Origin of the sequence: Actinomyces faecalis (assembly GCF_013184985.2) — a bacterium.
Classification (GTDB): Bacteria; Actinomycetota; Actinomycetes; order Actinomycetales; family Actinomycetaceae; genus Actinomyces; species Actinomyces faecalis.
The window spans coordinates 1,737,050-1,759,432 of the sequence record NZ_CP063418.1 but is presented as its reverse complement, the minus strand read 5'-3'; the positions used below and the strand labels follow the sequence as shown (position 1 = coordinate 1,759,432).

Annotated in this window: 17 protein-coding genes; 15 read left to right on the top strand and 2 right to left on the bottom strand. The window is 71.5% G+C overall.

What is annotated here, in order from left to right; all coding sequences use genetic code 11:
* Nucleotides 1–35: 35 nt before the first annotated feature.
* Entirely contained in the window at nt 36–2,525 is a 2,490-nt protein-coding gene (locus HRL51_RS07555) for a HelD family protein (RefSeq protein WP_172191074.1), read from the bottom strand.
* Between the two features lie 178 nt (nt 2,526–2,703).
* Between HRL51_RS07555 and HRL51_RS07550 the strand changes: the two genes are divergently transcribed.
* Both HRL51_RS07550 and HRL51_RS07545 read left to right on the top strand, forming a co-directional pair.
* Nucleotides 2,704–3,672 (top strand): PAC2 family protein, encoded by a 969-nt coding sequence (locus tag HRL51_RS07550; protein WP_172120902.1) that lies wholly within the window; start codon nt 2,704–2,706, stop codon nt 3,670–3,672.
* Nucleotides 3,669–4,958: an MFS transporter gene (locus tag HRL51_RS07545; RefSeq protein ID WP_172191072.1), complete on the top strand. Its 1,290-nt coding sequence runs from the start codon at nt 3,669–3,671 to the stop codon at nt 4,956–4,958. The genes HRL51_RS07550 and HRL51_RS07545 overlap by 4 nt, the downstream gene beginning before the upstream one ends.
* A gap of 48 nt (nt 4,959–5,006) precedes the next feature.
* Here HRL51_RS07545 and HRL51_RS07540 read toward each other — a convergent pair whose 3' ends face one another.
* On the bottom strand, nt 5,007–5,840 hold the full coding sequence (locus HRL51_RS07540; RefSeq protein WP_244960133.1) for a spermidine synthase: 834 nt from the start codon (nt 5,838–5,840) through the stop codon (nt 5,007–5,009).
* A 22-nt stretch (nt 5,841–5,862) separates the two neighbouring features.
* On the opposite strand from HRL51_RS07540, the gene dinB reads away from it, so the two are divergent.
* The 13 genes from dinB to murC all read left to right on the top strand — a co-directional run bounded on the left by dinB (nt 5,863) and on the right by murC (nt 22,288).
* Nucleotides 5,863–7,140: a DNA polymerase IV gene (dinB, locus tag HRL51_RS07535; RefSeq protein ID WP_172191070.1), complete on the top strand. Its 1,278-nt coding sequence runs from the start codon at nt 5,863–5,865 to the stop codon at nt 7,138–7,140.
* A 167-nt stretch (nt 7,141–7,307) separates the two neighbouring features.
* On the top strand, nt 7,308–7,706 hold the full coding sequence (locus HRL51_RS07530) for a DUF3040 domain-containing protein (RefSeq protein ID WP_172120899.1): 399 nt from the start codon (nt 7,308–7,310) through the stop codon (nt 7,704–7,706).
* A 746-nt stretch (nt 7,707–8,452) separates the two neighbouring features.
* Nucleotides 8,453–8,884 carry a division/cell wall cluster transcriptional repressor MraZ gene (gene mraZ, locus HRL51_RS07525; RefSeq protein ID WP_172191058.1) on the top strand — a complete coding sequence of 144 codons (432 nt, stop codon included), beginning with the start codon at nt 8,453–8,455 and terminating at the stop codon, nt 8,882–8,884.
* 215 nt (nt 8,885–9,099) lie between these two features.
* Nucleotides 9,100–10,206, top strand: a complete 1,107-nt coding sequence (rsmH, locus tag HRL51_RS07520) for a 16S rRNA (cytosine(1402)-N(4))-methyltransferase RsmH (RefSeq protein ID WP_172191056.1) — start codon at nt 9,100–9,102, stop codon at nt 10,204–10,206.
* Nucleotides 10,203–10,601: a cell division protein FtsL gene (gene ftsL, locus HRL51_RS07515; protein ID WP_235954423.1), complete on the top strand. Its 399-nt coding sequence runs from the start codon at nt 10,203–10,205 to the stop codon at nt 10,599–10,601. Before rsmH ends, ftsL begins: the two co-directional genes overlap by 4 nt.
* A gap of 5 nt (nt 10,602–10,606) precedes the next feature.
* Nucleotides 10,607–12,415 (top strand): peptidoglycan D,D-transpeptidase FtsI family protein, encoded by a 1,809-nt coding sequence (locus HRL51_RS07510; RefSeq protein WP_172191054.1) that lies wholly within the window; start codon nt 10,607–10,609, stop codon nt 12,413–12,415.
* Nucleotides 12,416–12,488: 73 nt separating this feature from the next.
* Nucleotides 12,489–14,141, top strand: a complete 1,653-nt coding sequence (locus tag HRL51_RS07505) for a UDP-N-acetylmuramoyl-L-alanyl-D-glutamate--2,6-diaminopimelate ligase (RefSeq protein ID WP_172191052.1) — start codon at nt 12,489–12,491, stop codon at nt 14,139–14,141.
* On the top strand, nt 14,134–15,615 hold the full coding sequence (locus HRL51_RS07500; RefSeq protein ID WP_172191050.1) for a UDP-N-acetylmuramoyl-tripeptide--D-alanyl-D-alanine ligase: 1,482 nt from the start codon (nt 14,134–14,136) through the stop codon (nt 15,613–15,615). The genes HRL51_RS07505 and HRL51_RS07500 overlap by 8 nt, the downstream gene beginning before the upstream one ends.
* Before the next feature lie 4 nt (nt 15,616–15,619).
* The gene (gene mraY / locus HRL51_RS07495) at nt 15,620–16,708 is read left to right on the top strand and encodes a phospho-N-acetylmuramoyl-pentapeptide-transferase (RefSeq protein ID WP_172120893.1); all 1,089 of its coding nucleotides are present in this window, start codon (nt 15,620–15,622) and stop codon (nt 16,706–16,708) included.
* A gap of 69 nt (nt 16,709–16,777) precedes the next feature.
* A complete protein-coding gene (murD, locus tag HRL51_RS07490; protein ID WP_172191048.1) occupies nt 16,778–18,325 on the top strand; it encodes a UDP-N-acetylmuramoyl-L-alanine--D-glutamate ligase in 1,548 nt (515 codons plus the stop codon).
* The gene (locus HRL51_RS07485; RefSeq protein ID WP_172191046.1) at nt 18,322–19,587 is read left to right on the top strand and encodes a peptidoglycan glycosyltransferase FtsW; all 1,266 of its coding nucleotides are present in this window, start codon (nt 18,322–18,324) and stop codon (nt 19,585–19,587) included. The genes murD and HRL51_RS07485 overlap by 4 nt, the downstream gene beginning before the upstream one ends.
* Nucleotides 19,580–20,779, top strand: a complete 1,200-nt coding sequence (locus HRL51_RS07480) for a UDP-N-acetylglucosamine--N-acetylmuramyl-(pentapeptide) pyrophosphoryl-undecaprenol N-acetylglucosamine transferase (protein ID WP_172120890.1) — start codon at nt 19,580–19,582, stop codon at nt 20,777–20,779. The genes HRL51_RS07485 and HRL51_RS07480 overlap by 8 nt, the downstream gene beginning before the upstream one ends.
* 15 nt (nt 20,780–20,794) lie before the next feature.
* Nucleotides 20,795–22,288 (top strand): UDP-N-acetylmuramate--L-alanine ligase, encoded by a 1,494-nt coding sequence (gene murC, locus HRL51_RS07475; protein ID WP_172191044.1) that lies wholly within the window; start codon nt 20,795–20,797, stop codon nt 22,286–22,288.
* Nucleotides 22,289–22,383: the final 95 nt, after the last annotated feature.

The window sequence follows — 22,383 nt, the reverse complement described above, 5'->3', positions numbered from 1 at the left end:
AGGGGGTGAGGGGCGACGCGGGTGTGGCCTCACCCTCATCCTAGGAGAGTGTGACCTGGCTCGCCCGGATGCTCCGCGGACAGGCCCTGCGGCAGCGCGGTCCGCGAGACCACGCGCAGCCGGCGCGTGGGCCGGGTCATGGCCACGTACAGGTCCCCGGCGCTCCTGCGCCCGATCTCGGAGGGGTCCACCAGGACGACGACGTCGAACTCCAGCCCCTTGGACAGCACCGGTCCCATCACCGCGAGCCTGGCTCGCAGCACGTCCCCGCCCGGAGCCGTCATCGCCTCCGCCAGCGTGGCGTCCTGGCCGAGCCAGGCGGCCACGGCCGGCGCGTCAGGGGCGATGACGGCCACGCGCCCGCCCTGGGGACCGACGGCCTCGTCGAGGGCGGTCAGCTCCTGGGCCACCACCTGACGAAGGTGCGCGGCCCAGGCCTGGGAGTCTGCCGCGGCCGGTGAGGTCGACAACTCCTCGGCAGCCAGGCACCCGGGCAGGTCGCGGACCGAGCTCACCGGGTAGACCGGTGGATGGCCCAGCGCGCTGGTCACGGCGTCAGCCGCGTCCATGATCGTGGCCGGGGTGCGGTAGCACACGGTGAGCACCTCCTCGCGCAGCGGCGTGGACGCGGACCTGCTCGCCGTCCGCCCGCCGCGGCGTGCCGGGACGTGAGAGGTCCCCAGCACCTGAAGGACCTCGGCCCAGGAGGAGGGCGCGTGCGGCCCGGAGTACTGAGCGAGGTCCCCGACCACCGTGAAGGACCGTACCGGGCAACGGCGTGCCAGCGCCCGCCAGGCCATGTCGCCCAGCTCCTGGGCCTCGTCGACCACGACGTGCCCGTAGGTCCAGCCGCGGTCGGCCCGCGCCCTCTCGGCCAGTGTCAGGGACGGGCCGGAGTCCGCCATCCGGTCAGCCAGCATCTCGGCGCTGACCATGCCGCCGCCCAGGTCCTGGGACTCGATGGCGCGGGCGGCGTAGTCGACCAGCTCGGCACGCCGGCGGGCCTCCAGCCTGGCCTGACGGGCCTGGGCGTCCTCGCTGGGACCCAGCAGCTCGGCGAGCTCGTCGACCAGCGGGACGTCCGCCGGGGTCAGGGGGGAGCCGGGCTCGCGCCACAGGCTCTCCCGCTCAGCCGGGCTGAGCTCGGGGGCCACCTGCTCCAGCAGCGCCGGACGCGACCACAGGCGCTCCAGCAGACCTGTGGGCGTCGTCGGCATCCAGCACAGGTTGATCTCCCTGCGGGCGTCGCGGGCGGTGCGTACGTCCTCGCGGATCCACGCCCGGGTCTCAGGGTCGGAGGCGTCCTGCCGGGTAGCGGCGGCGTACTGGTCGGTCAGGCGCTCCAGGAGCCACAGCACGAAGGTCTCGCGCGCCAGGTTGTGCGGCTTGCCTGAGCGTCGCGCCCGGCTCATGGCCTCACGCACGTCCGCCGGCTCCAGGAGCAGCCGCGTGCCCTGGACCATGATCTCGCGAGGGGAGCCGGGCACGCGCTGCAGGCTGCGTACCGCCCGGCGCAGCACCTCAGCCCACAGCTGCCGTCCCTTGAGCTCGTGGACGGCCGGTGAGTCGGTGCCACGGGCGTGCAGGCCCGGCACGAGGTCGCCGATGGTGGTGGACACCACTCCGGTCTCACCGAGCGAGGGCAGGACCTGCTCCACGTAGCGCAGGAAGGTGCGTGAGGGGCCGACCAGGAGAACGCCGGAGCGCTCCAGCCGCTCGCGCTCGGAGTAGAACAGGTAGGCCACCCGGTGCAGGGCGACCGCGGTCTTGCCGGTGCCCGGGCCTCCCTGGACCACCAGGACGCCCCTGCCGTCAGAGGTGACGACGCGGTCCTGCTCGGCCTGGATCGTGGCCACGATGTCGCCCATACGCCCGTCACGGGCGGCGCTCATCGCCGCGATGAGCGCGCCCTCTCCCTGCAGGCCCTCAGCGGCCACGCGAGCCGGGGTGCCGTCGTCGCCTGAGCCAGCGCCGTCGCGGTCCAGGGAGGCGACGTCGATGACCTCGTCCTCCAGGCCGACCACGCGACGGGCACGGGTGTTGATGTGCCTGCGGCGCACCAGCCCCATCGGCCTGGACGCGGTGGCCTGGTAGAAGGCACGGGCCAGCGGGGCTCGCCAGTCCAGCACGACCTCGCGGTGCCGTTCGTCCTGCAGGCCGGTACGTCCGACGTAGTGGCGCCGGCCGCCGTGGGTGACCGGGCTGGCGCTGGCGGCGTCGACGGCGTCAGCAGCCAGGTCCATGCGTCCGAAGACCAGGCGGTCCTCCACGCCCTCCAGCGAGGTGATGAGGCTGGAGTAGTGCACGGCGTAGGCGTCCCGCTCACCACGTGACTGGTGGGTGCCGGACACCCCCTGCGCCTCGGTGGCGGCCAGGGACCGGCGTGCGGCCTCCAGCTGACGGTCCAGCTCACCGTAGGCCAGGTCGACCACGCGCTGCTCGGCGCTGATCTCGCGCTCGCGGGCCGAGACCGGCTGCTGGGCCTGGGACGGGTCGCAGGACGGTGACGATGATGACGCAGGCATCTGTCTCGCTGTCTGTTCGACGGGGCAGGTCGTGAGGCTGCCGGCGGCACCAGGAAGGTGCGTGGGCAGGCCGGTCCATTATTCTCCTGACCGGACCGTGCGGAAGACGCCGACGGCGAACAGCACGTGGGAACATGGTCACCACGAGGTGCGTTGCACTGCTCGGCACGAAAGGAGGATGCCCATGCCGCTCTACAGCTTTGAGCGCCCCACGGGGGAGCCTGTGGCACCCAGGGTCCTTCTGTACCACCTGGACGGGGCGATGGACGCCGGCCACGCCGGTGAGCTCGCCGTCGAGCAGCTGCTCATGACGCTCCCGTGGCAGCGCCTGGCGACCTTCGACACTGACGCCCTCATGGACTACCGGGCGCGCCGCCCCATGATGACCTTCAGCTCCCACACCTACACCTCGGTCCAGATGCCCGAGCTGGTCCTCGACCTGCTCCAGGACGACGAGGGTGAGGACCTGCTGCTGCTGCACGGCAGCGAGCCGGACTACCGGTGGGAGGAGCTCGTCGGGGCGGTCACCCACCTGGCGCTCACCATGGGGGTGAGCCAGGCGGTGTCCATGACCGGCATGCCGCTGGCGGTGCCCCACACCCGTCCGGTCTACGTCCATCACCACGGCAACCGCCCGGAGGAGCTTCCCGAGCAGCCCGACTTCTTCGGACACGCTGAGTTCCCCGGGTCCATGAGCGGGCTGCTGGAGCTTCGGCTGGGAGAGGCCGGGCTGAGCTCTCGGGGCCTGACCGCCGGTATCCCGCACTACGTGGCGCGGGACGACTACCCGGCCGGCGCCGCGGCGCTGCTGGCTGGGGTGGCGGAGACCACGGGGCTGGCCCTGCCGCTGGGTGACCTGGAGGCAGCCGCTGCCGTCAACCGTGCGGAGATCGACACCGAGGCCGCAGGGCAGCCGGAGGTGGCTGCCGTGGTCTCGGCCCTGGAGGCCCAGTACGACGCCGTCGCGCCGGTCAAGGCTGACGTGGAGGGGGTCTCCCGCATGCTTGACGTACCGACCGCCGACGAGATCGGCGCCCGTCTGGAGGCCTTCCTGGAGGCCAACGGCACGGATCCTGGCCTGCAGTACCCGGGCTCGACGGGGGTGGAGCCACGTCCTCACGACGGCCGGGACCAACCCCTACCGTGACCGACGCCGCCTCGGAGCCTGCGCACGCCTCCCCGCCCCTGGGAGGCGTGCGCGCATGGCTCGTCCTGGCGCCCGCGGCCGTCATCTACGTCCTGGCCGTGGCCGCCCGCACCTCCTTCGCGGTAGCGGTCCCTCAGGCCAGTGAGCGTTTTCCAGGAGGAGCCAGCATGCTGGCGACCTTCGTCGTGCTGCAGCTGGCGGTCTACGCCCTGGCCCAGGTCCCCGTGGGGCTCCTGCTGGACCGTTTCGGCTCACGCCGCGTGCTCGTGACCGGCGGCCTGGTCGTGGCCTGCGGCCAGCTCCTCATGGCTACGGCCACCTCGGTGCCGGCAGCGGTGGCGGCCCGTGTCCTGGTCGGGGCAGGCGACGCGACGGCCTTCATCAGCACCCTGCGCCTGCTTCCCACCTGGTTCCCGCTGGGGACCGTGCCCCTGATGAGTCAGCTGGTCTCGGTCTTCGGACAGCTGGGGCAGGTCGTCTCCGCCGTCCCCTTCCTCGCCCTTCTCCACGCCCGCGGCTGGACCACGACCTTCGCCACGATGTCGGGGATCTCGATGGCGGTGGCGATGACCGGCCTCGCTCTCATCCGCGACGTGCCACCAGGGACACAGGCAGGGGCCCAGGTGGGGCGGCGTGAGAGGACAGGGACCACGATGGCTGTGGTCATGCGCCACCCCGGTACCTGGCTGGGCTTCTTCTGCCACTGGATCGGCATGTTCCCGGCTGCGGTGCTGACCCTGATGTGGGGCGTGTCCTGGATGACCCAGGGCCTGGGAGTATCGGCGTCTACGGCCTCCGCGGCCCTGACGGCCAACACCGCGGCCGGGGTGGTAGGTGGGATGAGCGCCGGGATTCTCTCCTCACGCCTGCCCGCCCACCGCTCGACCGTCGTCATCGTCTCGGCACTGGTGTCGGTGGGGGCCTGGATAGCCGGTCTGCTCCTGCCCCAGGCGGTCCTGGCCGCCTTCCTGGCTGCCGTGGTGCTGGGGGTGACGGCGCCCTACTCCGGTATCGGCTTCGACGTCGCCCGCTCACTCAACGCGCCGAGCCGGTGGGGAACCTGTACGGGCCTGGTCAACACCGGCGGCTTCACGGCCACGATCCTCGCCGTCGAGCTGGTGGGCGTCGTGCTGGACCTGACCGGGGGAAACCGCTCGGCCGAGGACTTCCGCCTGGCTGTCGCCACCACGGCCGCGGTGTGGCTGGTGGGGATGGCCGGGCTGCTGGTCTCGCGCCGTGCCACGCGCCGCCACCTGCGCTCAGGACGCTGGCAGACCAGCTTCTGAGCGGCTGGCCTCCCCACCTCCTCAGGGCTCGCCCCGCCGTCGTCCATCTCAGGTTCGCGGCAGCGCCGGGTCCTGGGGCAGCCAGGTCCGCACCGGCAGGGGCAGACGACGCACGGCGCGCTCGATCTCATCGCGCTCGCCTGCGCTCCACGGTTCACGCCGGGCCAGGGCAACGAGGTTGCCGCGCCGCTTGCCCCGTGCGTGGGCCGGGTCGGCCACCACCATGACGGCAGGGAAGACCTCACGGATTGCCGCAAGGTCGGCCCCGGCCTCCTGCCGGGGCAGCGAGGGGAGGTTGGCCAGGTACACCCCTCCCGGCGCCAGCGCCTGCAGGCAGGCGGCGTGGAACTGGACGGCCTGGCACCCTGAGGGCACCGAGCCGCGGGCGAAGACGTCGCGCACGACGGCGTCCCACTCGCCCGGCCGCAGGCTCGGGGCGACCTCGGCCGCGTCCCCCACCCGGATACGCAGGCGCGGGGCCCGCGGAAGGTCGAACCACCGGCGTACGCGCTCGGCCAGCACGGCGTCGATCTCGACAGCGAGCTGGGTGGAGCCGGGACGGCGCGCCTCCCAGGCCCGAGCCAGCGCGCAGCCGGCACCGCCGAGGTGCGCGGCCCGCACAGGGCGGGGCTCAGGCATCAGCACCTTCAGCACGGCGTTCATCTGCTGCTGGTACTCAAAGTCGAGGTGGGCCGGGTCGCGCAGGTCGATCCACGAGGACTCCGTGTCGTCCAGGAGGAGAAGCACCCCGCTCTCCCTCCGCTCCAGGCGGGCGACGGACAGGCTGGTGGTCACCGGCCCGGTGGGCAGGTCCTCCAGGCTGGGGGCCTGGCGGGAACGGGTGGTGGCGGAGGAGGCCCTGGAACGGCGTCGTGGTGTCACAGGCGCACGTTAGCCTGGAGGCATGAGTCGAGCACCGAGGAACGAGGCAGCGCGCCGTTCCTGGGGCGAGGACGACTCCGCCACACCGATCCTTCACGTGGACATGGACGCCTTCTACGCCTCGGTCGAGCTCCTGGAGCACCCTGAGCTGGTGGGCTGTCCCGTCGTCGTGGGAGGTACGGACGGACGTGGTGTGGTCTCGGCCGCCTCCTACGAGGCCCGTGCCTACGGCGTGAGCTCGGCGATGTCGATGAGCCAGGCGCTGCGCCGCTGCCCGCAGGCCGTGGTGCTCCCGGTACGTCACGCCCACTACTCGCGCGTGTCCCGCCAGGTCATGAGCATCCTGGAGCAGGTCACGCCGGTCCTGGAGAAGGTCAGCGTGGACGAGGCCTTTCTCGACGTCTCAGGCGCCAGGCGCCGCATGGGCTCGCCGGTGGTCATCGGTCGCTGGATCCGCTCCCAGGTACGAAGCCAGCTGGGGCTGCCGGCGTCCGTCGGCATCGCGGCGACCAAGTTCGTGGCCAAGCTTGCCTCCTCCCACGCCAAGCCGGACGGTCTGCTGCTGGTGCCGGCAGGGGCCACCCAGGACTTCCTCGACGTGCTGCCGGTGGGGGCCATGTGGGGTGTGGGGGACAAGAGCGCCCAGGCGCTGGCCCGGTGGGGCATCACCGACGTGCGTACCCTGGCGGCGACCGACGTGCGCCGTCTGGAGAGGATCCTGGGGACCGCGGCCGGCCGCCACCTGTGGGACCTGGCTCACGGGATCGACCCGCGCCCGGTGACGGTGGGGCGTGAGGAGAAGTCGGTCGGGACGGAGTCGACCTTCTTCGACACCCTGACCAGCCGCGAGGACGCCCGTCGTGTCCTGCTCGACCAGTCCCACCAGTGCGCCGAGCGGCTGAGGGACAGCGGGACCCGGGCCCGTGTCGTGGTGCTCAAGGCCCGGGGAGCGGACTTCACGACCCTGACGCGCTCGCGGACCCTGAGCGCGCCGACGGACCTGGCCAGGGACGTCTTCGCCGTCGTCGAGTCCCTCTTCGCTGGTCTACCGGTCCCGCCCGGCGGGTACCGGCTGCTCGGGGTACGCTGCGAAGGGCTCGTGCGCGGCGACGACGGCGTCCAGCTGGCCCTGGACGAGGACCCGCGGCGTGGCGCCTCTGAGAGGGCGGCGGACGCGGTCAGGCGTCGGTGGGGCGCGGCGGTCGTGGGGCCGGCGAGTCTGCTGCCGGGCAGGTCCCAGACGCGCAGCCGCACGCAGCCACCCGGTCCCGAGGAGCCTCGGAGCCGGCACCGGTCCTGAGCAGCGAGGTGCCCAGGAGGTGGGGTCCGGTTTCCGTTCCGCCAGGACTGGCGCCTATCCTGGTCCTCAACGGGTCCGACCCGCGTGGTCAGCGCCGACCTTGTCAGGGCGGGGCGGCTGTCAGGGCGAGGCCACACTACTGCGACGTCACGGAAGCGAGGGGAGCCATGGCACTGACAGAGCGCGAGCAGCAGGTGCTGCGCGACCTCGAGGAACAGCTCCACGAGGACGACCCCACGCTGGTGAGCTCGATGCGGCAGGGTGACAGGCAGCCTGGCCGCCTGTCTCCTCGTCATGTCGGCGCTGGTGTCGCCCTGGTCCTGCTGGGGCTGACGGTGGTCATCGTCGGTGTCGCGGTCGGGCACGGGATCGTCTCGATCCTCATCGGGGTGGCTGGCTTCGCGCTCGCGGTGTGGGGCGTGACGCTCATGCTGACCCGTACCGAGAGCCTGCGAGCAGGCCGAGGTGCGACTCGCTCTGCCGGTACCAGCCGTCCGGCTCGCCGCGCCTCCTTCATGGACCGTCAGTCCGAGCGCTGGGAGCGCCGGCGCGACAACGAGCGCTGAGACTGACCCGTCCTAGCGGCTGTCACCACAGGTCCTGCCCCTGTCAACGGGGACAGGGCCTGTCCTCTTTGGTGGCGGCGTGCATACGGGGCTTGGCGGCGTGCTCTGTGTGGGTGGAGGCGTGCATGGAACATGACGGCGTGCTCTGTGTGGGCGGAGGCGTGCATGGAACATGACGGCGTGCCTGGGAACGTCTCTAGGCACGCCGTCATCCTGAGCACACGCCCCAACGGGGTGGACGCACGCCTCGACCGGGTGGACGCACGCCTCGACCGGGTGGACGCACGCCTCGACGGGGTGGATACACGCCTCGACCGGGTGGACGCACGCCCCGACGACGCGGGAGCACGCCCCGACCAGGTGGATACACGCCGCCAAAGGCGTGGTGAGGTTGCCGCTGCCGGTCTCCCGCCTCTTCCTTGTGCTCCTGTTCCCAGTGTCCCCTGGTCCCCGCCCCATGCGTCCCCCACTTCCCTCCACCTCAGCCGTGCGCGCCCCTGCCGGGCCTGCTGTGAGCGCCGGTGCGCCCTGATCGGGGTGAGGAGGGGCACACGCGGCCGCCAGGACGACGCGCCGGTGGCCTGTGCGTGCCACGGTCCCTCCACTGTGCTCCACCGTGTCTTTCCCTGGATATCTGTGCCTCCAGGTCACTGTTTGGTCGCATCGCATCCTCAATGTGGGTGAAAGGGGAGCAAAGTGGAGTACTGTGGGGCGCACTGGGTCGTCGAGGGGAAGGAGTGGTCCTGGTGTTCCTGGGTACGCACGCCCCTCGCCTCGACGACAAGGGCCGGCTCATCCTCCCGGCCAAGTTCCGTGAGGAGCTGGCTGGGGGAGTGGTGCTGACCCGCGGTCAGGAGCACTGTCTCTACGCCTTCACCACCGCCGAGTTCGAGCGCATGTACGCCCAGCTGCGAGAGGCCCCCCTCGCGCAGAAGCAGGCACGCGACTACGTCCGCGTCATGCTCTCGGGCGCCGACTCCCAGATCCCCGACAAGCAGGGGCGCATCACGCTTCCTGCGCCGCTGCGTGCCTACGCGGGCCTGTCCAAGGACCTGGCGGTCATCGGGGCTGGAGCGCGTGTGGAGATCTGGGACGCCCAGGCGTGGCAGACCTATCTGGCTGCCCAGGAGCAGGTCTTCGCGGACACCGCCGAGGAGATCATCCCCGGCTTCTTCTAGCCCGACCCCGACCGGGCCGTGGAGCACGGAGAACCACAACTGCATACCGCTGAGGACCCTCGTTCGCCCACGGGCCGTCTCGTGAGGTCTCTACCCGAAGTCGTCCGACGCCACTTCCCCGGCGCCGGAAGAGCGGGTGGAGTCCTGGCAGGACGGCCGGGCCCCGAGGCTCTCAGCCCCTGACGTCATGACCAACCACCAGAGAGGAGGAGCACGTGCCCACTGCGCCGCAGCCGGGACCGGCCGACGCCGCCCGGGACGCCGAGCCGACGACGGACCTCGCCGTCCAGGCGGCCTCCCGTCACACCCCGGTACTCCTCCAACGCTGCCTGGACCTGCTGGCGCCGGCGATCGAGGGTGCCCAGGGTCCTGCGGTCATGATCGACTGCACACTCGGCATGGGGGGCCACACCGAGGGCGCGCTGCGGCGCTTCCCGACGCTGACGGTCGTCGGTATCGACCGCGACCCCCAGGCCATCGAGCTGGCCAGCGCCCGCCTGGAGGGCTTCGGTTCCCGTTTCCAGGCCGTACGCGCCACCTACGACGAGGTCGATGACGTCGCCCGGCACTTCTCCCCCTACGGGGACGCCACCGTCGACGCGGTCCTGATGGACCTGGGCGTGTCCTCCCTCCAGCTCGACGACGTCGAGCGCGGCTTCTCCTACGCCCGTCCGGCCCCGCTGGACATGCGGATGGACCAGTCGCAGGGGATGACCGCCCAGGAGCTCCTGGACACCGCCGAGCCAGGAGAGCTCGTCCGGATCCTGCGTACCTACGGTGAGGAGCGCTTCGCCTCGAGGATCGTCGAGGCTCTCGTGCGCGCCAGGCGCAGCGGTCACCCGGTCTCCTCGACCCAGGACCTGGCTGAGCTGGTCCGTCAGGCTGTCCCGGCCGCGACGAGGAGGACGGGCGGGCACCCCGCCAAGCGGACCTTCCAGGCCCTGCGCATCGCGGTCAACGCCGAGCTCGAGGTCCTGGAGCGAGCGGTCCCACGAGCCCTCAACGCCCTGCGTGTGGGAGGGCGGCTGGTGGTGGAGTCCTACCAGAGCCTGGAGGACCGCGTCGTCAAGCAGGCCATCGCTGCCGGCACCCGTGCCAGCGTCCCCGAGGACCTGCCCTTCGTCCCTGAGACCGCAGCCGCCTACCTCCAGGCGCTGACCCACGGGGCCGAGCAGGCCGACGAGGAGGAGCTGGCCGCCAACCCGCGCTCGGCGCCCGTGAGGCTGAGAGCCGTCACCCGTCTGCGACCAGCCGCTGAGGCTCCCGCGAGCGAGCCGGCACCACCCACTACCCGACGACGACACGGAAGGAAGACCCGATGAGCGCGACCTCCGCCATGCGAGCCCCCTCCCGACGCCCTGCACCGGCTGAGTCCGAGCGCCCGGCGCTCTACGTCGTGCGCGGGATCGCCCCTGCCCGGTCCACGGTCCCTTTCCTCATGGTCGTTGTCCTGATCCTGGCGGGCGCCCTGGCAGCCTCCATGCTGCTCAACGCCTCCATGGCCACCACGGCCTTCAGGATGCAGTCCGCACAGGCCGAGCTCAACGTCGTCAACGACCACATTGACACTGTTCGCTCCCAGGTGCAGGACGCCTCCGCCGCGGACCACCTCACCCAGCGCGCCACCGAGCTCGGCATGGTGCCGGCGGCGGCTCCCGGCGTCGTGGACCTCACCAGCTCCAGCCTGTCTGCCGGTCAGGCAGCGGTCGCGAAGTAGCAGCCGTGAACCCCAGCCGCCGTCGTGCCCTCCAGCTCTTCGGCCTGGCCGGCTTCAGCGTGCTGACCGCCAGGACCGCCTGGCTTCAGGTCGTCGAAGGACCTGCCCTGGCTGACAAGGCCAAGGCTGAGCGCACCATTACCTGGGTCAACCGTGCTGAGCGTGGACAGATCCTGGGACGTGACGGCTCGGTGCTGGCGACGTCGTCGATCTCCTACGACATCGGCGTCAACCAGGTCAAGATCGCCCAGTACCTGCACGAGGAGGACCGGGAGGACCCCGCGACCGGCCGCACGGTGAGTACCGTCGTCGGCCACGGCGCGGCCGCGGCAGCTGCTCGGATCGCGCCGGTCCTGGGGGTCGACGCCCAGGAGCTAGGGGCGAAGATGGTGGGCGAGTCCACCTACGTCGTCATCGCGGAGGCGGTCGCCCCCGACACGTGGCGCAGGATCAAGGCGCTGGAGATCCCGGGCGTGGAGCCTGACCAGCGCACACGTCGCAGCTACCCGGCTGGCCGGGTGGCGGGCAACGTCGTGGGATACACCTATGAGGGTGAGGCACGTGAGCTCATCGGCTCAGCCGGTCTTGAGCTGACCCAGAACAAGGTCCTCACCGGCGTGGACGGACGCGGCAGCGTCGAGATCGGCAAGACCGGCGCCATCATCCCCACCGGCGAGCACGACGAGGTCGAGGCCGTCCCTGGCACCACCGTACGGACCACCATCAACCCGGACCTCCAGGCCGTGGCCCAGGAGGCGATCGACGAGGTCGTCCAGGCCCAGGGAGCGGACTGGGGCAGCGTCGTCGTCATGGAGCCGGCCACCGGTCGGCTCCTGGTCCTGGCGGACTCTCGCGCCGTGGACCCCGCTGACCCCGGCGCCACGGCGGAGGCCGACCGTAACGCCCGTAGCGTCCAGGCGATCTTCGAGCCTGGCAGCGTCGGCAAGGTCATGACCTTCGCGACGGCCCTGGACAAGGGTGTGCTCACGCCCCAGGACCAGTTCCAGGTCCCCGACACCTGGACGGCGCCGAACGGGCAGAGCTTCCGGGACTCTCACGACCATCCCGTCCAGGTCCTGACCGCGGCCCAGGTACTGGCGGAGTCCTCCAACGTGGGGACGCTGCAGATCGGTGACCGCGTCAGTGACCAGGACCGGCACGTGGTGATGGAGAAGTTCGGCTACGGCCACCTCACCGGTATCGAGATGCCGGCCGAGTCCGAGGGCATCCTCGGTGACTACACCCAGTGGGACGCCCGTACCCGCTACACCACGATGTTCGGTCAGGGAGTCGCCGGTACCACCTTGCAGGCGGTACAGGTGCTGGCCACGGTGGCCAACAAGGGCGTGCGGGTCGCCCCCCGAGTCATCGACGCCTGGATCGGCCCTGAGGGTGAGGAGACCTCGCAGGCCCAGCCTGAGGGCGTGCAGGTGATCTCGGCGGACAGCGCCACGACCCTGACCGAGATGCTCATCGGTGTCACCCAGGAGGGCGGTACCGCTGAGGCTGCCTCGATCGACGGCTACCTGGTGGCCGGCAAGACCGGTACCACCGAGATCCTGACCGAGCCGGGGACGGTAGCCTCCTTCGTGGGCTTCACACCGGCGCGCGATCCAGCCATCGCCGTGGCTGTCATCGTCTACCGGCCGGGTGGTACGTACGGCGGTACGGTGGCGGCGCCCGTCTTCCGCAAGATCGCCCTGGCCTGCATGCACGCCCTGGGGATCGCCCCGGACCCCATGGTCATCGCCGCCAAGGCAGCGGCCGAGGCGGACGTCCTGGCCGAGAAGGCGGCGCAGGACGCTGAGGGATGACCGTCAGGAAACCAGGGCACGCACGGTCCCGCCTGACCCTCAGGCAGGCACAGCCACGATAGATTGAGGAACCATGAGCAACCAGGCCTACGAGTCGGCAGCGGTGCTGCGTCCGCGCTCCCAGGCGCCGACCACGCTGGCTGAGCTGGCCAGGAAGCTGGACCTTCACGCGCTGGACGACGCCGGAGGGGACCTGTCTGAGGTACTGGTCCACGGCGTGAGCGTGGACTCCGGGGACGTCACCCGAGGCGAGCTGTTCACGGCCCTCCCAGGTTTTCGCAGGCACGGGGCGGACTTCGCCGCCCAGGCCGTGGCCGCGGGAGCCGTCGCGGTCCTGACTGACGCTGACGGCGCGGCGCGCGTGCGGGCCGAGCTGCCGCGGGTCCCGGTCCTGGTGCACCCTGACCCGCGCCAGGTCGTCGGTCCCCTGGCCGCAGTGGTCTACCACCACCCTGGCCAGCACCTGGTGACCACGGCCGTGACCGGGACCAACGGCAAGACCACGACCTCCTACTTCCTTCAGGCGATCCTGGCGGCGCACCACGGTGGCTGCATGATCGCGGGCACCGTCGAGCTGAGCGTGGGCTCGCTGTCGGTGGAGTCGCCGCGCACCACCGTCGAGGCTCCTGTCCTCCAGCGGATGATGGCGCTGGCTGTGGAGGAGGGCGTGGGAGCAGCGAGCCTGGAGGCCTCCAGCCACGCCATCGTCCTGCACCGCCTGGGCGGGACGCGGGTGGACGTCGCGGGCTTTACCAACCTGCAGCGCGACCACCTGGACTTCCACCACACGATGGAGGAGTACCTGGACGCCAAGGCACAGCTCTTCACCCCCGAGCGCGCGCGTCACGCCGTGATCTGCGTGGACGACCGGTGGGGCGCCGCCCTGGCCCGGCGGGTGGCTGAGGCCGGTGCGCTGGAGGTGGACCGGGTACGCGCCTATCCCGGTCCGGACCCGACGCTCGACCCGTCCCAGGGAACTGACTGGTGGGTGAGCGACGCCGCGGTCTCCATGACGCGAGCGGCGACGACCTTCACCCTTCACGGCCCTGACGGCGAGCACATCGAGGCCGCCTGCCCGCTCCCTGGCCTGGTCAACGTCCAGAACGCGGCCCTCGCCCTCGTCATGGCCCTGAGGGCAGGCGTGCCGGCGGACACAGCCGTGCACGCGCTGGCCCACGCGCACAACATCCCCGGTCGGATGCAACGCGTCTGCCAGCGTGACGGCCGTCGTGGTACCTGCATCGTCGACTTCGCGCACACGCCCGAGGCGATGGAGCTCGCGCTCAAGGCTGTGCGGGAGATCACCCCCGGACGGCTCATCGTCGTCTTCGGCTCCGACGGGGACCGGGACCAGGGCAAGCGCCCTATGCTCGGTGAGGTCGCCGCACGCCTGGCGGACGTCCTGGTCGTCACCGACGAGAACCCTCGTTCGGAGGACCCTCAGCTCATCCGTGACGCCGTCCTGGCAGGGGTGCGCGCGGTGCGCCCCGGGATGGAGGACGTCGAGGAGGTCACGACCTGGCGCGGTGACGCCGTGCGGCGCGGGGTGGAGCTGTGCGGCGCGCAGGACACCGTCATCGTGACCGGCAAGGGGCACGAGCCCTTCCTGGAGGCAGCCGGGGAGTTCATCCGTTACAACGACGCTCCTGTGATGCGGGAGGCCGTCGAGGCCAAGTGGCCCACCGTCTCAGAGGACGGGCCGCGGACCGGGAGCGAGCATGACTGACCGCACCTTGCGTGAGATCGCCGCGATGTCCGGGGGCGTGCTCACGGACTCGGTCCAGGCTGCCGGGGACGGCGCAGCGGGTGCCCCGACCGTGACCGATGTCGTCACCGACTCCCGGCAGGCTGGTCAGGGGTCGCTGTTCGTCGCCGTCGTCGGAGAGCGCACTGACGGGCACCGGCACGTACCCGCGGCTGCGGCCCAGGGTGCCGTGGCCGCGCTGGTCAGTGACGTCAACGCCGTGCGCTCGGCGATGGCCGAGGCCGGTCGGGACCCTGACTCCCTGCCGCTGGTCGTCGTCCCGGACACGGTGGAGGCGCTAGGAGGCCTGGCTCGCGCGCACCTGGCTCGGCTGCGCGAGCAGGCGGCTGAGCGAGGACAGACCCTGAGCGTGGTCGCGATGACGGGATCGGTCGGCAAGACCACGACCAAGGACCTGACCCGTCAGGTCCTGGCGGCCCAGGCTCCCACGGTCGCTCCGGTGGCCAGCTTCAACAACGAGATCGGCCTGCCCCTGACGGTCCTGAGGGCGCAGCCCACCACGCGCTACCTGGTGCTGGAGATGGGGGCCTCAGGGCCGGGGCACATCGACTACCTCACCTCGATCGCTCCGCTGGACGCGGCGGCGGTCCTCATGATCGGGCACGCCCACATGGGCGGCTTCAGGTCGGTCGACGGCGTGGCACGCGCCAAGAGCGAGATCGTCACCGGTCTGCTTCCCACCGGGGTCGCGGTGCTCAACCTGGACGACCCGAGGGCAGCCGCCATGCGAGAGCTCGCTCCCGGACGTGTGCTCACCTTCTCCGCTGACGGTGACCCCGCAGCAGACCTGCGCGCCTGCGACGTCGAGCTGGACGAGCAGGCCCACGCGGTGCTCGACCTTCACCTGCCCGGCGCCCAGCCTCAGCGCCTGAGACTCGGCCTGCCGGGACGGCACAACGTGGCCAACGCCCTGGCTGCAGCCGGTCTGTGCCTGGCCGCGGGCCTGGAGCCCTCGCACGTGGTCCAGGGGCTGGCCGGCGCAGGCATGGAGAGCCCGCACCGGATGGACGTGTGTGAGCGCGGGAGCCTGCTGGTGGTCGACGACTCCTACAACGCCAACATCGACTCCATGACCGCTGCCTTGCAGGCTCTGCCGTCGCTGGCGGGAGACCGTCGTCGTGTGGTCATCATCTCCGAGATGCTGGAGCTGGGCAGCGCCAGCCAGGCGGACCACGCCCGTACGGGTGAGCTTGTCGCGGCGGCCGGGGCGCAGGTGCTTGTCACGATCGGTCAGGGGGCCGCACCAGCCGCGCAGGCGGCGGGCCAGGCCGGGGTGCGCACGATCGAGCTGCCTGACGTACAGTCGGCGATCGAGCTGCTGGACTCCGACCAGTCACCCTTACGACCCCGGGACGCCGTCCTGGTCAAGGGCTCGAACGGTTCGGGTGCCTGGCGCGTAGCCGATCACCTGACCGCCACTGACAAGGAGGACTAGGCCTGTGACTGCGATCCTCGTCTCCGCCGCGGTGGGGCTCATGATCTCGCTTCTGGGCACCCCGCTGCTGATCCGCTTCCTGCACGCGCGCGAGTACGGGCAGTTCATCCGTCAGGACGGGCCGAAGGGGCACTTCACCAAGCGTGGCACTCCCACGATGGGTGGCCTCGTCATCATCGTGGCCACCGTGCTGGGTTACGCGGTGGCGAACCTGGTCGAGATGCGGGTCCCTCGTGCCTCTGGCGTGCTGCTGCTCTTCCTCGTGGTCGGACTGGGGCTGATCGGCTTCCTGGACGACTTCGAGAAGATCTCCCGCCAGCGCTCGCTCGGGCTCAAGGCCTGGCAGAAGATCGTCGGCCAGGCCCTGATCGGCATCGTCTTCGCCGTCGCCGCGCTCTTCTTCGCCGACCGCAACGGGCTGACCCCTGCCTCGACCCGCATCTCCTTCGCCCGCGACTCCAGCATCGACCTGGCCGCCGGGGGAGCGGTTGTGGGGATCGTCCTGTTCGTCCTGTGGGCGAACTTCCTCATCACCGCCTGGTCCAACGCCGTCAACCTCACCGACGGGCTGGACGGCCTGGCTGCCGGGGCCTGTGCGATGGTCTTCGCCGCCTACACCCTCATCGGCGTGTGGCAGTCCAACCAGTCCTGCCAGTACGCGCACACCGACACCGTGGCCACCATGTGCTACCAGGTGCGTGACCCTCGTGACCTGGCCATGATCGCGGCGGCCCTGATGGGAGCCTGCTTCGGCTTCCTGTGGTGGAACGCCTCACCGGCGAAGATCTTCATGGGAGACACCGGCTCCCTGGCGCTGGGGGGAGCCTTCGCCGGGCTGTCGATCCTGACACGTACCGAGTTCCTCGCCGTGGTCATCGGTGGGTTGTTCCTGGCCGAGGTCCTCTCCGACGTCATCCAGGTCGCCTCCTTCAAGGCCACGCGCAGGCGCGTCTTCCGCATGGCGCCGATCCACCACCACTTCGAGCTGCTGGGGTGGACCGAGGTCAACGTCGTCATCCGTTTCTGGATCGTGGCCGGGGTCTGCGTGGTCGCCGGTCTCGGCCTGTTCTACGCGGAGTACTGGATGGCCTGACCGTGCGCAGGTCGTCGCGGTCCGCCCGCTGAGAGCCAGTCAACCCCGTCACCACGCCAGCAAGGAGCCGTGAGCACCACGAACGCCGTCACGTACGAGAGCAGCGACATCGTCAAGGACCTGGCCGGGGCCCAGGTGGGCGTCGTGGGGCTGGGACGCACCGGCACCGCCGTCGTCGAGGTCCTGTCGGCCCTGGGCGCCCGGGTCTCGGTCTTCGACTCCCGGCAGGACGCGGTCCAGGCGCTTCCAGCCGGCACGAGGCCCGTGGCAGCCGCTGTCGGTGACGACGCCGCCCTGGCCCAGGCCCTGGTCAGCTCGGACCTGCGCCTGCTCGTGGTCTCTCCCGGGGTGCCGGCTACCGGCGCGCTCATGCAGGCTGCTCGCGCGCGAGGTATCGAGACCTGGAGCGAGATCGAGCTGGCCTGGCGCCTGCACCGCTCGACCCGGCCCGAGGTCCCCTGGATCACGGTGACCGGGACTGACGGCAAGACGACGACGGTCGGCATGCTCTCAGCGATCCTCACCGCCGCAGGGATGAGCGCCCCAGCCGTGGGCAACATCGGCGTACCCACGATCTCGGTGGTCGCCGAGGGCAAGGCGGACGCCCTGGCCGTTGAGCTGTCCAGCTTCCAGCTGCACGCCACCCACAGCCTGAGCCCCCTGGCTGCTGCCTGCCTCAACCTGTCGGCGGACCACCTGGACTGGCACGGGAGCATGGAGGCCTACGCCGCTGACAAGGCCCGCGTCTATACCCACGCCCAGCGCGGCGTGGTCTACAACCTGGCTGACCCCGCCACGCTGCGCATGGTCGAGGAGGCCGACGTCGTCGAGGGCTGCCGCGCCGTCGGCTTCGGCCTGGGAGCGCCTGGGCCGGGCCAGGTAGGCCTGGTTGAGGACGTCATGGTGGACCGGGCCTGGTACCCCCGTCGTCACCACGAGGCAGCCGAGCTGGCGACCCTGGCAGACCTGGAGCACCTGGCCCCGGGCGGACGGTCCGGAAGGCTTCCTGCCCACGTCGTGGCAGACGCCCTGGCCGCGGCGAGCCTGGCGCTGGCTCACGACCGGGTGCAGGCTGACCCCGGCTGCGTGGCCCGCGGGCTACGCGCCTTCGTGCCCGGTGCGCACCGTCTGGTGACGGTGGCGCAGGGCGACGGCGTGACCTGGGTGGACGACTCCAAGGCCACCAACGCCCACTCTGCCAGGGCCGCGCTGACCTCGGTGGAGCCGGGCACGGCCGTGTGGATCGTCGGAGGTGACACCAAGGGCGCGGACCTGCACCCCCTCGTGGCGAGCGTGCGAGGCTACCTGCGCGGCGCCGTCGTCATCGGGGCCGACCCGACCGAGGTGGTCCAGGCCCTCCAGGACGAGGCGCCCCAGGTGCCTCTGACCGTGGTACGGCCGGGCGAGCCTGGCGAGGTCATGGACGAGGCGGTCCGCCTGGCCGCCGCCACGGCGCGCAGCGGCGACACGGTGCTGCTGGCGCCCGCTGCAGCCTCCTGGGACCAGTTCCGCAGCTATGCCGAGCGCGGTGACCTGTTCGCCCGTGCCGCACGCCTCCAGGCAGGAGCCGGCCAGGCAGGTCGCACGGTGCAGGACGACCAGGACCGTCAGCCATGAGGCAGGACCAGCCTCAGGCACGCTCGCAGCGCTCACGCCCGTGGTGGCGGACCCTGACCGGGCCGGACGGCCCGGTGCCGGGGGAGAAGGCCTCCCTGACCTACTACACGCTGCTCATCTCCTCCTTGTTCCTGCTGGTCCTGGGCCTGATCATGGTCTTCTCGGTCCAGTCGGTGACGGTAGCGGCTCAGGGCGGAAACGCCTACGCAGCCTTCGCTCGCTACCTGGTCATCGCGCTGGTGGGCCTGGCCGCCATGCTCGCCGCCTCGCGTGCCACGATCCCGTTGCTCAAGAAGGTGACGCTGCCGGTGCTGGCGACGTCGATGGCGCTGCAGTGCCTGGTCTTCGTCCCCGGGGCCAGTCGCTGCGCCGGCGGGAACTGCAACTGGGTGGCGGTGCCTCTCATCGGTACCGCCCAGCCCTCGGAGTTCATCAAGCTCGGGCTGGCGCTGTACACCGGGTGGGCCGTGGCGCGCCGCGGCGGTCGGTTCTCCTCGGTCAGGAGCACCCTGCTCATGCTCGCGCCGGCAGCGGCAGCCATCACGCTCGTCCTGGGCGGCGGTGACCTGGGCACCGTGGTCATCATGGCCATGCTCATGGCCGGGGCGCTGTGGATGGCTGGTCTGGGACGAGGCTGGTTCCTCGTGCTGGGGGGAGTGGGCCTGGTGGGCTTCGCCGCGGGAACGATGCTCTCGGCCAACCGGCGTGCGCGCATCATGGCCTGGCTCAACCCCTCCGGCTCCGACCCTCTGGACGTGGGCTACCAGCCTCTCCACGGCCGCTACGCCATGGGGACCGGTGGCTGGGGCGGGGTGGGGCCCGGCTCCTCCCGGCAGAAGTGGGGCTACCTCACCCAGGCCGACTCCGACTACGTCTTCGCCGTGCTGGGCGAGGAGCTGGGCCTGGTAGGCACCGTCGTCGTCATCGTGCTCTTTGCCGTGGTGGGCTGGTGCTGCGTGCGCATCATCCGCCGCAGCAACGACCTGTACGTCTCGGTGGTGACCGGTGGCATCATGGCCTGGATCGTGGGGCAGGCGCTGGTCAACATGAGCGTCGTCGTCGGGCTGCTGCCGGTGCTGGGCGTGCCTCTGCCGCTGATCAGCGCAGGCGGGTCCTCGCTCATCTTCGTGCTCCTGGCCATCGGCGTGCTGCTGTCCTTCGCGCGTCAGGAGCCCGGCGCGCCCGAGGCCTTCGCGGCCAGGGCCGGGGCCGTGCGTCGTAGCCTGTCCGTCGTGACATCCCGCAGGAGGAACCGTGCCTGACACCCAGGACCACCCGCTTCGAGTGCTGCTCGCCGGAGGCGGTACCGCCGGCCACGTCAACCCGCTGCTGGCCACGGCCGCGGCTCTGAGGGACCCGGCTCTGGGTGGCGGCCAGGAGACGCGGCTGCTCGTCCTGGGCACGAAGGAGGGGCTGGAGTCCGAGCTCGTGCCGCAGGCAGGCTACGAGCTCGCCCTCGTGCCACGCGTGCCCATGCCCAGGCGTCCGGGGCCGGCCCTGGTACGGCTGCCGGGACGGCTGCGCGGGGCGGTGGCAGCCGCGCGTCAGGCCCTGGAGAGCATCGAGGCTGACGTCGTCGTCGGCTTTGGTGGCTACGTGTCCACCCCGGCCTATCTCGCTGCGCGACAGGCAGGCCTCCCGGTCGTGATCCACGAGCAGAACGCACGGCCCGGCCTGGCCAACCGCCTGGGTGCCCGCTGGGCGAGCGCCGTGGCCCTCACCTTCGCCTCCACGCCGCTGGCTGCCCGTCACGGCCGCACGGAGGTCACCGGGCTGCCGCTGCGCCCGGCGATCGCCGAGCTGGTCGCAGCGGGCGCGACCAGCCAGGAGGCAGGCCTTACCCGGCGTGAGGGCGCCCAGGCCCTGGGACTGGATCCGCAGGCGCCCACCCTGCTGGTCACCGGGGGCTCGCTGGGAGCCCAGCGGCTCAACGAGGTCCTGACCCAGGCCCTGGGACGGCTGCCCCACGAGCTGCAGGTGCTGCACCTGACAGGCCGAGGCAAGGACGGCGCGGTGCGTCACGCGCTTGAGGCCGCAGCGGCCAGCGGCAGCATCAGCGAGCGGGACGCCAGCCGCTACCACGTCCTGGACTACCTCACCCGGATGGAGCTGGCCTACGCCTGCGCCGACGGCGTCATCTGCCGGTCAGGTGCGGGCACGGTGGCCGAGCTGACCGCTCTGGGACTGCCGGCCCTCTACGTGCCCCTGCCTGTGGGCAACGGTGAGCAGCGCCTCAACGCCGCCGACGTCGTCCGGGCCGGCGGCGGACGGCTGGTGCCCGACGCCCAGCTGGACGTCCAGGCAGTCGTCTCCTTCACCCAGGTGCTGACTGATCCTGCGGCCTGTACGCAGATGGCGCAGGCCGCCGCGTCGACCGGGGTCCGTGACGGTGCGGCCCGGCTGGCCAGGCTCGTGCGTGAGACCGTCAGCAGCCACCGTCCCGGCCAGGCCTGAGGGAGGAGAAAGCAGATGACGACGACGCACGAGGACTCTGACGGCCAGGCCCTGACCGGTCGTGCCTTCCACCTCATCGGGGTCGGGGGGGCGGGAATGAGCGTCCTGGCTCAGCTCCTGGCTGAGCAGGGAGCAGACGTGACGGGCTCCGACGCCAGCTCCGGTCCGGCGCTGGAGCAGCTGCGGGCCCAGGGGCTGAAGGTGTACGTGGGGCATGACGCTGCGGCGGTTCCGGAACAGGCCACCGTCGTGGTCTCCACGGCGATCAAGGAGACCAACCCTGAGGTGGCTGAGGCCCGAGCCCGGGGCCAGGAGGTCATCCACCGGTCCCAGGCCCTGGCCCTGGCGGCCCGAGGCCGGCGCATGGTCGCGGTGGCCGGAGCCCACGGCAAGACCACGACCTCAGGGATGCTGGCGGAGGCGCTGACCGCCGTCGGCCAGGACCCCTCCTTCGCGATCGGTGGGGTCGTGCGCGCGCTGGGCAGCGGTGCGCACCTGGGCACGGGGCCGGCCTTCGTCGCCGAGGCCGACGAGTCCGACCGCTCCTTCCTCAATTACACCCCGGCGGTCGAGATCGTCACGAACGTCGAGCCTGACCACCTGGACACCTATGGCACGCGTGAGGCCTTCGAGAGCGCCTTCCTCGACTTCGCCCGCGCGCTGGTGCCCGGCGGCCTGCTCATCTCCTGCACGCAGGACCCTGGTGCGCTGGCGCTGGCGCTGGCCGTCGCCGAGGAGGGACGACGCGTGGTGACCTACGGGTGCTGCACGCCGGCTGAGCTCCCTGGTCAGGGTCTTGTCGGTGAGGCTCACGTCGAGCTGCAGATACACGAGCACCTGGCCACGGGTACCCGCTCCAGCCTGGTCCGCTGGACGAGCGCGACCACGCACGAGGAGCCTGTGGAGCTGAGGCTGTCGGCTCCCGGCGAGCACGTGGCCCTTGACGCCGCTGCTGCATGGGCCTGCGGCCTGGAGCTGGAGGTGGACGAGCAGCAGATGGCGAGGGCCCTGGCCTCCTTCGGTGGGACCCGGCGGCGCTTCGAGGACCGTGGTGAGGCCGGCGGCGTGCGCGTTGTCGACGACTACGCCCACCACCCCACAGAGATCGAGGCGCTGCTGCGGGCGGCACGTGAGGTCGCCGCAGCCCGGGGCGGACGGGTCCTGGTGCTCTTCCAGCCCCACCTGTTCTCGCGTACCCAGGCCTTCGCCGAGCGTTTCGGCCAGGCGCTGGGGCTGGCGGACGTCGCCGTCGTCACCGCCGTCTACCCGGCCCGGGAGACGCAGGAGGACTACCCGCAGGTCACCGGCCGCCTGGTGAGCGAGAAGGCGCCTGGCACGGCCCGGTACGTGGCGGACCGCGTCGAGGCGGCGCGCAGCCTGGCTGACATGGCGCGGCCCGGTGACCTGCTGCTGACGGTAGGGGCCGGCGACGTCACGGAGATGGGCCAGGTGGCGCTCGCACGTCTGTGCGAGCGTGCTCCGGGCGACTCGGGCGGGGAGGTAGCGTGAGGAAGCCCAGCGCGCCGCGGCCTGAGCCTTCCTCCGGGCAACCTGGGCGCCAGGCCCTTGGAGAGGCCGACGCCCTGCGGGCGCCGTCTCGTGGG